Annotated in this window: 11 protein-coding genes and 3 pseudogenes; 10 read left to right on the forward strand and 4 right to left on the reverse strand. The window is 67.5% G+C overall.

What is annotated here, in order from left to right; translation table 11 throughout:
* Positions 1-68: 68 nt before the first annotated feature.
* Positions 69-915 (forward strand): annotated as a pseudogene (locus tag ACSJDS_RS01055) (universal stress protein).
* Between the two features lie 62 nt (positions 916-977).
* Positions 978-1,413: pseudogene (dtd, locus tag ACSJDS_RS01060) on the forward strand (D-aminoacyl-tRNA deacylase).
* Between the two features lie 263 nt (positions 1,414-1,676).
* Here the strand turns inward: dtd and ACSJDS_RS01065 are convergent.
* Positions 1,677-3,629, reverse strand: coding sequence for an ATP-binding cassette domain-containing protein (locus tag ACSJDS_RS01065; RefSeq protein ID WP_473031747.1), 1,953 nt, complete (start codon positions 3,627-3,629; stop codon positions 1,677-1,679).
* Positions 3,630-3,677: 48 nt separating this feature from the next.
* Between ACSJDS_RS01065 and ACSJDS_RS01070 the strand changes: the two genes are divergently transcribed.
* The 7 genes and pseudogenes from ACSJDS_RS01070 to ACSJDS_RS01100 all read left to right on the forward strand — a co-directional run bounded on the left by ACSJDS_RS01070 (position 3,678) and on the right by ACSJDS_RS01100 (position 9,767).
* Positions 3,678-4,259, forward strand: coding sequence for a TIGR02444 family protein (locus ACSJDS_RS01070; protein ID WP_473031748.1), 582 nt, complete (start codon positions 3,678-3,680; stop codon positions 4,257-4,259).
* 99 nt (positions 4,260-4,358) lie between these two features.
* Positions 4,359-5,320: pseudogene (gene dctP, locus ACSJDS_RS01075) on the forward strand (TRAP transporter substrate-binding protein DctP).
* A 210-nt stretch (positions 5,321-5,530) separates the two neighbouring features.
* Positions 5,531-6,109, forward strand: coding sequence for a TRAP transporter small permease (locus ACSJDS_RS01080; protein WP_473031749.1), 579 nt, complete (start codon positions 5,531-5,533; stop codon positions 6,107-6,109).
* Positions 6,110-6,133: 24 nt separating this feature from the next.
* Positions 6,134-7,417 (forward strand): TRAP transporter large permease, encoded by a 1,284-nt coding sequence (locus ACSJDS_RS01085; protein WP_473031750.1) that lies wholly within the window; start codon positions 6,134-6,136, stop codon positions 7,415-7,417.
* Between the two features lie 37 nt (positions 7,418-7,454).
* The gene (locus ACSJDS_RS01090) at positions 7,455-7,898 is read left to right on the forward strand and encodes a universal stress protein (RefSeq protein WP_473031751.1); all 444 of its coding nucleotides are present in this window, start codon (positions 7,455-7,457) and stop codon (positions 7,896-7,898) included.
* 131 nt (positions 7,899-8,029) lie between these two features.
* Positions 8,030-8,707 carry an FKBP-type peptidyl-prolyl cis-trans isomerase gene (locus ACSJDS_RS01095; RefSeq protein ID WP_473031752.1) on the forward strand — a complete coding sequence of 226 codons (678 nt, stop codon included), beginning with the start codon at positions 8,030-8,032 and terminating at the stop codon, positions 8,705-8,707.
* Between the two features lie 151 nt (positions 8,708-8,858).
* Positions 8,859-9,767 carry an alpha/beta hydrolase gene (locus tag ACSJDS_RS01100; RefSeq protein WP_473031753.1) on the forward strand — a complete coding sequence of 303 codons (909 nt, stop codon included), beginning with the start codon at positions 8,859-8,861 and terminating at the stop codon, positions 9,765-9,767.
* Between the two features lie 28 nt (positions 9,768-9,795).
* Here the strand turns inward: ACSJDS_RS01100 and ACSJDS_RS01105 are convergent, their stop codons facing one another.
* The 3 genes from ACSJDS_RS01105 to ACSJDS_RS01115 are packed head-to-tail and all read right to left on the reverse strand — an operon-like array spanning position 9,796 to position 10,900.
* Entirely contained in the window at positions 9,796-10,392 is a 597-nt protein-coding gene (locus ACSJDS_RS01105; RefSeq protein WP_473031754.1) for an SCO family protein, read from the reverse strand.
* The gene (locus ACSJDS_RS01110; RefSeq protein ID WP_473031755.1) at positions 10,389-10,676 is read right to left on the reverse strand and encodes a hypothetical protein; all 288 of its coding nucleotides are present in this window, start codon (positions 10,674-10,676) and stop codon (positions 10,389-10,391) included. The genes ACSJDS_RS01105 and ACSJDS_RS01110 overlap by 4 nt, the downstream gene beginning before the upstream one ends.
* A gap of 8 nt (positions 10,677-10,684) precedes the next feature.
* Positions 10,685-10,900 (reverse strand): hypothetical protein, encoded by a 216-nt coding sequence (locus ACSJDS_RS01115; RefSeq protein ID WP_473031756.1) that lies wholly within the window; start codon positions 10,898-10,900, stop codon positions 10,685-10,687.
* A 108-nt stretch (positions 10,901-11,008) separates the two neighbouring features.
* Here ACSJDS_RS01115 and ACSJDS_RS01120 point away from each other — a divergent pair, with 108 nt between their 5' ends.
* Entirely contained in the window at positions 11,009-11,923 is a 915-nt protein-coding gene (locus ACSJDS_RS01120) for an AEC family transporter (RefSeq protein ID WP_473031757.1), read from the forward strand.
* Positions 11,924-12,200: the final 277 nt, after the last annotated feature.

Genomic DNA, 12,200 nt, shown 5'->3' on the forward strand with positions numbered 1-12,200 from the left:
CCCGGCGACTCCCCACCCATGCTGAAGACGGCCCCCGACGGGTTCGTTCTTGATGGGAGGGAGATACCATGACCCAGACCCTGCTGTTCGCCTGCGACCTCTCCGCCGAGAACCGCGCCGCCTTTGCCCGTGCCGTTCGCCTGGCCGTGGACAGCGGCGCGCGCCTCGACGTCATCCATGTGCTGGACCCCGACCTCCCTCACCGGGTGCTGCACGACCTGGAAGAGGCCGTGGTGGACGATATGCAGGCCATGCTGACCGACATCCGCGAGGACTACGCCCTGCCCGAGCCACGCACCCTGCTGCAGACGGTGGCCGGGGCCCCTTACGCCGAGATCATCCGCGAGGCTCACGACCGCGAGGTGGACATGATCATCCTCGGCGCCCACCGCAAGCGCGGCCAGCCGGACCTGGTCGCCGGCACCACTCTGGCGCGGGTCCTGCGCAGCGCCCCCTGCCCGGTGCTGTCGGTGAGCCAGCCCGCCAACCACGATTGGCAGGACATCCTGGTGCCGGTGGATTTCTCGCTGGCGACCCGCCACATCCTGCGCCAGACCCTCAAGCGCTTCCCCGAGGCGCGCCTCACCCTGCTGCACGCCTGGGACATTCCCGGCGAGCGGGAGCTGAGGCTCCGACCGCGAATACGCCCGCTGGCGGGACCGCGAGGTGGAGCGCCTGCGCGGCCAGCTGGAGCGTGAGACCGACCAGCTGATGAGCGAGCTCGACGACGTCCCGGAGCTGGAGCTGGTGCTCGAGCAGGGCGACCCCCTGGAGGTGCTGCTGACCCGCCTGCGCCGACAGCCACCGGACCTGCTGGCGCTGGGCAGCCGCGGCCAGCTGGGCCGCCAGAGCCATATCACCGAGGCACTGCTCTCCGAGCCGCACTGCGACATCATGCTGTGCCGCGCCTGGTAGCGCCTGCGCTGCGGCCCGCCCGTGCTACCCTTGGCGGCGCTTGAAATGTCAGGGAGCACAGGATGAAAGCACTGATTCAGCGGGTCACCCAGGCCAGCGTGACCGTGGAGGGGAGCACCGTGGGCGCCATCGACCGGGGGCTGCTGGCCTTGGTGGGCGTGGAGAAGGGCGACGACGAGGCCGCCGCGGAGAAGCTGCTGCACAAGCTGCTGCACTACCGGGTGTTCGGCGACGCCGAGGACAAGATGAACCTCAACCTGCAGCAGGTGGAGGGGGGCTGCTACTGGTCTCCCAGTTCACCCTGGCCGCCGATACCCGCAAGGGGCTGCGCCGAGCTTCTCCAGCGCCGCGCCGCCCGCCGAGGGCGAGCGGCTCTTCCACTATCTGCTCGAGCGGGCCCAGGCCGCCTGGCCCCGGGTGGCCAGCGGTGAGTTCGCCGCCGATATGCAGGTCTCGCTGATCAACGACGGGCCGGTGACCTTTCTGCTGGAGAGCTGAGGGCACCGAGGACCGAGGACCGAGGACCGAGGACCGGCAGCGTGAGGGCGCCGGGGAAGCGCGAAAGCGACATCTACCCCGGGGTGCTGGCGCAAGCGCCGCGGCGCGCGGCAATCGACAGGGAAGTCGATTGAGGGTTGGCAAGAGGGACCTTGTTCCGGCCCGACGCGCAGGCCGCAAGCGCAGCGCCAGGGTTTCGCCCCGGGGGTCGCGACTCGCGCTTTCCCGGCATCACTCACCTTGTCCAGTCATGCTGATACGCATCAAGCCCCGCTTTCCAGCAGCTCCGCCTCCATGGTCTCCAGCGCCTCCTCGGCGGCCAGCCACTCGGCTTCCAGGTCATCCAGGCGCGACTTGAGTTCGCCCTGGCGGGCCAGGGTGGCGGTCAGCTCCTCCTTGCGGGCGGCATCGGTATAGAGGTCGGCGTCGCCCAGCGCCTCCTCCACCGCGGCAAGCTCCCCCTGCACCTTCTCCATGGCCTGTTCGGCCCGGTCGCGCTGCTTCTTGAGCGGGCGCAGTTTCTCGCGCAGCTCGGCGGCGGCGCGCCGGGTCGCCTTGCGGTCCTCCTTGGCGACGCCGCCCTCCGCCTGACGCTCGGCCTTGTCGGCCCGGGCATCGCGACGCTCATCCTCCAGCCGCGCCTTGAGCCAGGCGCGGTAGTCCTCCAGGTCGCCGTCGAAGGGCTCCACCCGATGGTCGGCCACCCGCCAGAACTCATCCACCGTGGCCCGCAGCAGGTGGCGGTCGTGAGAGACGATGATCACCGTGCCCTCGAAGGCCGCCAGCGCCTCGGTGAGGGCCTCGCGCATCTCCAGGTCCAGGTGGTTGGTGGGCTCGTCGAGCAGCAGCAGGTTGGGTTTCAGCCAGGCCACCAGCGCCAGGGCCAGGCGCGCCTTCTCGCCGCCGGAGAAACGCCCCACCTCGGTGAAGGCATCATCCCCCTGGAAGCCGAAGCCGCCGAGGAAGTTGCGGATGGTCAGGTCCGCCGCCGTGGGTGAGAGCCGCTGCACGTGCTGAAAAGGGGTCGCCGCCAGGTCGAGCCCCTCCAGCTGGTGCTGGGCGAAGTAGCCGATGGCCAGATGCTCGCCCGGGATGCGCCTGCCCGAGAGCAGCGGCAGCTCCCCGGTCAGCGACTTGATCAGCGTCGACTTGCCGGCGCCGTTGGGGCCCAGCAGCCCGATCCGCTGTCCCGGCAGCAGGGTCACCTTCACCTGGTCGAGCTGGACGTGCTCTGCCCCCGCCTCGTCGCGGTAGCCCAGCCGCGCCTCGTCCAGCACCAGCAGCGGATGCGAGGTCTTGTCGGCGGCGGGCAGGGTGAAATGAAACGGCGAGTCGGCATGGGCCATGGCGATGTCCCCCATGCGCTCGAGCATCTTCAGGCGGCTCTGAGCCTGGCGCGCCTTGGTGGCCTTGGCCCGGAAGCGCGCCACGAACCGCTCGATCTCCTCCTTGCGGGCCTGCTGCTTGGCCGCCTCCGCCTGCTGCAGCGCCAGCTTCTCGGCTCGGGTCCGCTCGAAGGTGGTGTAGTTACCCCGGTACAGCACCAGGCGCTGGCGATCGAAGTGGACGATGTGGTCGCACACCGCATCGAGGAAGTCGCGGTCGTGGGAGATCAGCAGCAGGGTGCCCGGATAGCGGGTCAGCCACTGCTCGAGCCACAGCAGAGCGTCCAAATCGAGGTGGTTGGTGGGCTCGTCGAGCAGCAGTACATCCGAGGGCATGAACAGGGTGCGCGCCAGGTTGACGCGCATCCGCCAGCCACCGGAAAAATCCGACAGCGGGCGCGCCAGATCCGCCTGGGTGAAGCCCAGCCCCACCAGCAGCTGGGCGGCACGGGCCGGCGCGCTATAGCCGTCGAGCGCCTCGATGGCGCCGTGCAGCTCGGCCTCCCGATGCGCCTCGCCCTGGGCCCGCGCCCGCTCCAGGGCCGCCTCGGTCCGGCGCAGCTCGCGGTCACCGTCGAGCACATAGTCGACGATGGCGCGATCCAGCGCCTCCACCTCCTGGGCCATATGGGCGATTCGCTGGCCGCCGCTCATCTCGATCTCGCCGCGGTCGGGAGCGAGCGTGCCCAGCAGCAGGCCGAACAGGCTCGACTTGCCGGCCCCGTTGGGACCGACGATGCCCGCCTTGTGGCCGGCGTGCAGGGTCAGGTCGGCTTCCTCGAGCAGGGTCTGGGTGCCGCGTTGCAGGGCGACCCGGCGCAGTGCAATCATGCAGACTCCAATGGCAGAAGGAGGCTGCCGCGCTGGCGACAGCCGATCATGAACGACGATTCTACCGCAATGACCCCGGCCCTGCGGGCCCGTCTCGCCGCCGACCCGCTGTGGGATTTTGCCCTGGCCCTCTATGCCCGCCCGGGCGTGGAAACCGCCTGCCTGCGCCTCCAGGATGAGGCCGGCCTCGATGTCTGCGAGCTGCTATGGCACTGCTGGCTCTACCGACACGGTCTCGCGGTTGCGGGGGAGCCGGCAGCACTGGCACCGATCCGCGCCTGGCAGCGCGACGTCACCGCCGTGCTGCGCGGCCTGCGCCGCGAGCTGAAGCGCGCGGCCCGGGACCAGCCCGGGGTGGCCGAGGTCCGCGGTCGGCTCCAGCGCACCGAGCTTGCCGCCGAGCGCGAGACCCTGTCACGGCTGCAGGCGTTGAGCGAAAGCGGTCAGGGCATTTGCCAACTTTCAAGCCCCCTCCCGGCCTCGAATCAACCCTGGCATCACGCTGGCAACTGCAGAAAAAACCTCAACTTCTGGCGCTGCAAACCCTCGAATGCCAGCTTGACCCTCCCCAGGGGCCACGCTAGCCTGAAATTACCTGTGCAGCCATTGCGGCTGATAGTCGCCTGTTGACGCAAGCTGTTTTCACGGGACTAAACCTGCGAGGAGAACATAAGAATGAAGGCAACCAAGCTGCTGACCACTGCCAGTATTGGCGCGCTGCTGTTCGGCATGTCTGCCGCCGCCCAGTCCGCCAACTGGCGCTATGCGCACGAGGAATTCGAGGGTGATGTCCAGGACGTCTTCGCCGTCGCCTTCAAGGAGTATGTCGAGGAAAACTCCGACAACACCGTGCAAATCTATCGCTTTGGCGAGCTCGGCGAGTCTGACGACATCATGGAGCAGACCCAGGCCGGCATCCTCCAGTTCGTCAACCAGTCACCCGGTTTCACCGGCGCGCTGATCCCCGAGGCGCAGATCTTCTTCGTGCCCTATCTGCTGCCGACCGATGAAGAAACCGTCATCGAGTTCTTCGACACCAGCGTCGCCATCAACGAGATGTTCCCAGAGCTCTACGCCGAGCAGGGTCTCGAGCTGCTCAAGATGTACCCGGAAGGCGAGATGGTCGTCACCGTCGACGAGCCCATCCGCACCCCGGAAGAGCTGCGCGGCAAGAACATCCGTATCATGACCAACCCGCTGCTCTCCGAGACCTACCGCGCCTTCGGCGCCACCCCGACGCCGCTGCCCTGGGCGAGGTCTACGGCGGCCTGCAGACCGGCATCATCCAGGGTCAGGAGAACCCGATCTTCTGGATCGAGTCCGGCGGCCTCTACGAAGTCTCGCCGCACCTGGTGTTCACCGGCCACGGCTGGTTCACCACCGCCATGATGGCCAACCAGGACTTCTACAACGGCCTCTCGGAAGAGGAGCAGCAGCTGGTGCGTGATGCGGCCGAGGCCGCCTACGATCACACCATCGAGCACATCCAGGGCCTGGCCGAGGAGTCGCTGGCCAAGATCCAGGAGGCTTCCGACGAGGTCACCGTGACCCGCCTCAACGAGGAGGAGATCCAGGCCTTCCGCGAGCGTGCCCCGCAGGTCGAAGAGCGCTTCGTCGAGATGACCGGCGAGCGCGGTGCCGAGCTGCTCGAGCAGTTCAAGGCCGACCTGGAAGCCGTTACCGGCGAGTAAGCCCACGGGCCACTCACCGCTAGCGTGCAAGGGGCAGCCGGCCGGCTGCCCCTTGTGGTTCATACCGTAACTGCGCGGCAGCCAGCTGCCGCCTCTCGGCCAATCAGCGTTGAAGCATAAGGGCATGCGGCTCGCTACGGTTGCATACCCTTGGGCCAAGTGGACAGCCATTCATCGCTGCGCAGGGAAGCCCCTCAGGAGCCCGGTCTCATGACAGAAGAAGAATCCGAGAAGAACTACCGATCGACCCTCCCCGGTCCGCTAGGGATCGTCGACACCTGGATCAGCAAGGCGGAGTCGGTGATCCTGGCCATGGGCGTGATCCTGATGGCGATCAACACCATCGCCAACGTGGTCAGCCGCTTCGCCCTCGGTGAAAGCCTGCACTTCTCCGAAGAGGTCAACCGCATCCTGATCGTGATGATCACCTTCGCCGGTATCGGCTATGCCGCTCGCCACGGGCGCCATATCCGCATGTCGGCCTTCTACGATGCGCTGCCCACCGGCGGCCGGCGCGCCCTGATGATCTTCATCGCCCTGTTCACCTCGCTGGTGATGTTCGTGCTCTGCTACTACTCGATCGGCTACATCTCCACGGTCCAGTCTCGCGGCCGTGTCCTGCCTTCGCTGAGCATCCCGGTGTGGACCATCTACCTCTGGGTACCCGTCGGCTTCGCTATCACCGGCATCCAGTACCTGCTCACCGCCATCAAGAACCTCACCTCCCGTGACGTCTACCTGTCGACCCATGTGGTCGATGGCTACAAGGATACGGAAACGGAAGTCTGACGCCGGCCTCACGAGGAATACATCATGACTACAGTCATCGTCACCATCATGATCGTGTTGCTGCTGCTCGGCTTCCCGATGATGATCCCGCTGGCCACCGCCGCCTTCGTCGGTTTCTACATGACCTTCGGCGGCACCGGGCAGATGGAAACCCTGATCCAGCAGCTGATGGGCGGCATTCGCCCCACCGCGCTCATTGCCGTGCCCATGTTCATCCTGGCCGCCGACATCATGACCCGCGGCCAGTCGGCCAACCGCCTGATCAACATGGTCATGAGCTTCGTCGGCCACATCAAGGGCGGCCTGGCGGTCTCCACCGCGGCCTCCTGCACCCTGTTCGGCGCCGTCTCCGGCTCCACCCAGGCCACGGTGGTGGCGGTGGGCTCGCCGCTGCGTCCGCGCATGCTCAAGGCCGGCTACAAGGACCCCTTCACCCTGGCGCTGATCATCAACTCCAGCGACATCGCCTTTTTGATCCCGCCGAGCATCGGCATGATCATCTATGGAGTCATCTCCGGCACCTCCATCGGTGAGCTGTTCATCGCCGGTATCGGGCCGGGCCTGCTGATCCTGGCCATGTTCTCGGCCTACTGCGTGGTCTATGCCATCGTCAAGAAGGTGCCGACCGAACCTCGGTCCACCTGGAAGGAGCGCGCCCTGGCAGTCCGCGACGCCCTCTGGCCGCTGGGCTTCCCGGTGCTGATCGTCGGCGGGATCTATGGCGGGATCTTCAGCCCCACCGAAGCGGCCGCCGCCTGCGTGCTATATGCCGTGCTGCTGGAGTTCGTGGTATTCCGCTCGCTGAAGATGCAGGACATCTACACCATCGCCAAGTCCACCGGCCTGATCACCGCCGTGGTCTTTATTCTGGTGGCGGTGGGCAACGGGTTCTCCTGGATCATCTCCTTCGCCCAGATCCCCCAGGAAATCCTGTCCGCCGTCGGCATCCACGAGGCGGGGCCAACCGGCGTGCTGATCGCCCTCTGTGTGGCCTTTTTCGTGGCCTGTATGTTCGTCGATCCCATCGTGGTGATCCTGGTGCTGACGCCGATCTTCGCGCCGGCCATCGCCGCCTCCGGCCTCGACCCGGTGCTGGTGGGCGTGCTGATCACCCTGCAGGTGGCGATAGGCTCGGCGACGCCACCCTTCGGGTGCGACATTTTCACCGCCATCGCCATCTTCAAGCGGCCCTACTGGGAGGTGATTCGCGGTACGCCACCCTTCGTGTTCATGCTGGTGCTGGCGGCGGTGCTTATCATCATGTTCCCGCAGATCGCCCTGTTCCTGCGCGACCTGGCCTTCCGCTGATCGATGTGGCTGACCCGATGTTGAGGAGATGGTAACGATGTTCAATCGGATACTGATACCGGTGGACGGCTCCAAGGGCGCCATGAAGGCGCTGGAAAAAGCCGTGGGACTGCAGCTGCTGACCGGCGCCGAGCTCTACATTCTGTGCGTGTTCAAGCACCACAGCCTGCTGGAGGCCTCGCTCTCCATGGTGCGGCCCGACAAGCTGGATATTCCCGACGACGCTCTCAAGGAGTACGCCACCGAGGTTGCCGTGCATGCCAAGAGCGAGGCGGTGGAGCTGGGGGCCGACCCCGCCAGGCTGCGTGCCTTCGTCAAGGGCGGGCGCCCCTCGCGCACCATCGTGCGCTTCGCCCGCAAGCGCGAGTGCGACCTGATCGTCATCGGCGCTCAGGGCACCAACGGCGAGAAGAGCCTGCTGCTGGGCAGCGTGGCCCAGCGGGTGGCCGGCTCGGCCCACTGCCCGACCCTGGTGGTCTGACCCCCCCCCGGGCCGGCCACGCCCCCGCACGCCGCGGGTGCGGAACCGGCCCGGCCCTGCTAGAGTCCGACTATCGGAACGGCGCGCTCGGCAGTGGGGGCGCCTCTCGATCCCTTCAACAAGGACTCTGCATGAAGCCTCTGCTGACTTCCACGCTTGCCCTGGCGCTGGCCGCCCCCTTGGCCATGGCCGCCCCCGAAACCGACGCAGAACGTCTCAGCTACAGCCTGGGCGCCGCCTACGGCCAGAGCATCATCCAGGACTTCGCCGATCTGGACGTCGACGCCTTCGCCGATGCCATCCGCGATGTCATCGCCGACAATGAACTGGCCATGAGCAACGAGGAGATGGCCGAAGCCCTGGCCCGCTTCCAGCAGGACGCCATGGCCAGCCGTCAGGCCGAGACCGAGCAGCTGGCCGAGCTCAACCTGGCCGAGGGGGAGGCCTTCCTGGCCGAAAACGCCGAACGCGACGAGGTCGAGGTCACTACCTCGGGCCTTCAGTACGAGGTGCTGGAAGCCGGCGATGGCGCAAGCCCCGGTCCCATGTCCGAGGTCGAGGTGCACTATGAGGGCATGCTGGTGGACGGTACGGTCTTTGACAGCTCCTTCGATCGCGGCGAGCCGGTCAGCTTCCGGGTCGACCAGGTGATCGAGGGCTGGCAGGAGGCCCTGCAGCTGATGAGCGCCGGCGACAGCTGGATGATCTACATTCCCGCCGAGCTCGCCTACGGCGCCCAGGGCCAGGGCCCCATCGGCCCCAACGAGACGCTGATCTTCCGAGTCGAGCTGCGGGAGGTGACGGACTGATCGCCTCGCTCAGAAGCCCGGTCCTGGCGCTGGTCGCCACGACCCTGCTGACGCCCCTGCCGGCGCTGGGCGACGAGCGCCCGGTCGAGTTGCCGCGGCTCGGCGCCGCTGGGGATGCCGTCAGCGTGATGGGCGTCTCCTCGGGGGCTACATGGCCACCCAGCTGGCAGTGGCCTGGCCGGAGCGCTTCAGCGGGCTGGCCGTGCTGGGCGCCGGCCCCTGGAGCTGTGCCCAGGGCGGGCTGGGTCGCGCCCTGGGACAGTGCATGTCGACGCGCCGTGGCCCCCCCGACCTCGACGAGATCAACCTGCGCCTGCGCGACTATCAGGCCAGGGGACTGGTGGGCGAGGCGACCAACCTGGCCGCACTGCGCGCCTTCGTCTGGCACGGCGAAGCGGATACCGTCGTGGCGCCGGCGCTGGGGGAAGCGCTGAGCGAGCAGCTGGCAGGCTGGCTGGCCAGCCCCGGCGGGCAGCTGAAGCACGTGCTGCAGCCCGATGCCGGCCACGGCTGGCCGGTGCCGCTGCGCGACGCCATCCCACCGCGCCACCTGGCGGACTGTCGCAGCGGTGGCGGTACCCACCTGCTGGCCTGCGGCCTGGACGTTGCCGGCGAAGCGCTGAGCTGGCTGCACGGCGAGCTGTCGCCGCCGGTCACGGAAGATGATAGCGCCCGCCTCGAGCCTTTCGATCAGGCTGACTACGCCGTCCGGGGGCTGGGCGAAGTGGGCTATCTGCTGATTCCCGAGGGCTGCGAGGCGGGGGGCTGCGACCTGACCCTGGCCCTACACGGCTGCGGGATGGACAGTGAACAGATCGGCGAGGCGTTCGTGAGGCACAGCGGACTCAATGCGTGGGCCGCCGCCAATCGCCGCCTGGTGCTCTATCCCCAGGCCGAAACCAGCCTTGCCAATCCCCAGGGCTGCTGGGACTGGTGGGGATTTGCCGAGAGCAGCTGGCAGCTCGACCCGCTCCACGATACCCGAGAAGGGACCCAGGTCAGGGCGCTGATGGCCATGCTCGACCGCCTGATGGAAGCGCCCGACGACGACCGCCGCTGACGCCCGGGCCATCGCCTGGGACGCTATCTCAGCCCGTGCCCAGCTGGCTCTCCAGCGCCGAGCGCAGGGCATGCGGCGTCGGCGAATAGAGCACCCGCTGGCGAATTTCACCGTGACGGTCCACCAGGTAGAGCGACGAGCTGTGGTCGATGGTGTACTCCAGCGCCGAGTCCGGCGCTTCGACACGGCGCCGCACCACCCCGTAGCGCTCCATGACGTCGGCGAGCTCGGCATCGCTGCCGGTCGCGCCGATGAACTCATCGCCGAAGTAGCCGGCGTACTCGCGCAGTCGTTCGACGGTATCGCGCTCGGGGTCCACCGTGATCATCAGCGGCACCACCCGGTCGCGATAGGGCTCATCCAGCTGCTGCATGACCTGCCGCACCACCGCCATGCTGATCGGGCATACATCGGGACAGTAGGTGTAGCCGAAGAACATCACCGCCAGCTGGTCTTCCTCGAGCTGGGCCAGCGAGAAGTCGCCCTGAGTCGAAGCCAGCTCCACCGGCCCGCCCTGCGGCTCGCCGCTCTCCCCGCCCTGCTGCTGGTACCAGCCATAGCCGCCGAGGGCGACGACCAGCACGACAGCGACACCCAGTGCCGCCCAGATCCCTTGTCGCTTCATGGTCTACTCCGCTCCACCTCGAAATCGAATCGGCCGCCAAGCCGCTCCCCTGTCGTCTCCACCACCACGCGGGCCTGCCAGGGCATCACCGCCTGGGTGCAGATGGCTACCTGCCCCAGCCCCTGGAAGCGACCGTCTTCCTGGCGCTCCAGGGGGAAGCGGTGCAAGCCCATGTCCATGTCGCGGCCGACGAAGTCCACGTGCACGGCGCTGGCCTCCATGCCCTCCAGGGTCACCGTCAGCGGCAGCGGCTCCAGCGCCCGAATGCCGTTCGGCGTCGCCACCGAGAGACTTATCGCTCGGCCCTCCCCAGGGTCGCCGTACAGGCCGAAGCGTGCAAGTCACAGGCGGCGTCACCGCTGGCCCAGCTGACCGCCTGGCCGTCGCGCACCAGATGAGCGGCAAGATACCATAGCGCCACGCCCAGGGTGATCAGGGTGGCCAGCATCATCAGGCGCAGCCTCGGGAAACGGGGTGCGGCGGTCTCATGCAGTGAGGAGGAGCTCATGACGGCGAAAGCAGCACTTCAATGAAGGGGGACAGAGGGTAAGCTTAACAGCATTTGCTCCCGACCGACCGTGAGCAGATGTCGCAGCCAAGGACCAAGGAGAACGACATGGATAGCGTCTTGGGCGCACTGGGCCCCCTGTTCCTGCTGATCCTGCTCGGCTACCTGCTGGGCTGGCTAAGGCAGCCCGGCGACGACTTCTGGCCACAGCTGGAGCGGCTGATCTATTTCCTGCTGTTTCCCGCCATGCTGGTCGCCACCCTGGCCACCGCCGACGTTGCCCAGGTGCCGGTGACCCGGCTGGCCCTGACGCTGCTGGGCGCCATGCTCGCCTTCGGCGCACTGCTCTGGGTGACGCGCCGCAGGCTGGCCCTCGAGCCTGCCGCCTTCACCTCGGTCTTCCAGGGCGCCCTGCGCTTTAACACCTATGTAGGGGTGGCCGGGGCCGCCGCCCTGCATGGCGCTCCCGGCGCTACCGTGGCGGCGGTAGCCGTGGCGCTGATGGTGCCAGTGGTCAACGTGCTGTGCGTGGCCAGCTTCATCGCCGCCGGCACCCTGGGCCCCTCCAGCCTGGGCAAGAGTCTCGCCGCCCTGGTACGCAACCCACTGATCCTGGCCTGCCTGCTGGGCATCGCCCTGAACCTGACCGGCATCGGCCTGCCCGGCTGGAGCGGTGCCACGGTGGAGCTGCTGGGCCGCGCCGCGCTGCCCCTGGGGCTGGTGGCCGTCGGGGTCGCGCTGCGACCCCGCGCCCTGATGCGGCTGGACCGCGGCGTCTGGGCCGCCAACCTGGTCAAGCTGGTGCTGATGCCGACCCTGGTGCTGGCCCTGGCCCTGGTGCTGGGGCTGGATGCCGTGAGCCGCGACGTGGCGCTGCTGTTCGCCGCCCTGCCCACCGCCACCTCGGCCTATATCCTGGCCCGCCAGCTGGGCGGCGACGCCGAGCTGATGGCCGCGCTGATCACTGGCCAGACGCTGCTGGCCATGGCAACGCTGCCGCTATGGCTGCAGCTGGCGGGATAGATAAAAAATATTCGCATTTGCTTTGACAAAGGTAATGAGAATGGATTACAGTAAGGGCGTGGCGTTGATGAGGCGCCACACCCATGAGGGAAGCCGTCAGTTTCCCTCCATGGTTTCTCCCCCTCATTGCTAGTCACGGTCTTGCCTGCGCCCTCCCCGAGGGCGCTTTTTTTGGCTCTTCGCAGATCAGCGTGAAGTACCTTGTGGGAGCTTGGGTTCCCCGAGCGAATGGCGCCGAAGGCGCCCCGGTGGTGTTGCTTACACTTGCACCAGCCGC

This window comes from Halomonas sp. SL18_1, from assembly GCF_055755715.1.

Coding starts and splice junctions, on each gene's coding strand:
- ACSJDS_RS01065 (WP_473031747.1), bottom strand. CDS start 3,629: ATGATTGCACTGCGCCGGGTCGCCCTGCAACGCGGCACCCAGACCCTG.
- ACSJDS_RS01070 (WP_473031748.1), top strand. CDS start 3,678: ATGAACGACGATTCTACCGCAATGACCCCGGCCCTGCGGGCCCGTCTC.
- ACSJDS_RS01080 (WP_473031749.1), top strand. CDS start 5,531: ATGACAGAAGAAGAATCCGAGAAGAACTACCGATCGACCCTCCCCGGT.
- ACSJDS_RS01085 (WP_473031750.1), top strand. CDS start 6,134: ATGACTACAGTCATCGTCACCATCATGATCGTGTTGCTGCTGCTCGGC.
- ACSJDS_RS01090 (WP_473031751.1), top strand. CDS start 7,455: ATGTTCAATCGGATACTGATACCGGTGGACGGCTCCAAGGGCGCCATG.
- ACSJDS_RS01095 (WP_473031752.1), top strand. CDS start 8,030: ATGAAGCCTCTGCTGACTTCCACGCTTGCCCTGGCGCTGGCCGCCCCC.
- ACSJDS_RS01100 (WP_473031753.1), top strand. CDS start 8,859: ATGGCCACCCAGCTGGCAGTGGCCTGGCCGGAGCGCTTCAGCGGGCTG.
- ACSJDS_RS01105 (WP_473031754.1), bottom strand. CDS start 10,392: ATGAAGCGACAAGGGATCTGGGCGGCACTGGGTGTCGCTGTCGTGCTG.
- ACSJDS_RS01115 (WP_473031756.1), bottom strand. CDS start 10,900: ATGAGCTCCTCCTCACTGCATGAGACCGCCGCACCCCGTTTCCCGAGG.
- ACSJDS_RS01120 (WP_473031757.1), top strand. CDS start 11,009: ATGGATAGCGTCTTGGGCGCACTGGGCCCCCTGTTCCTGCTGATCCTG.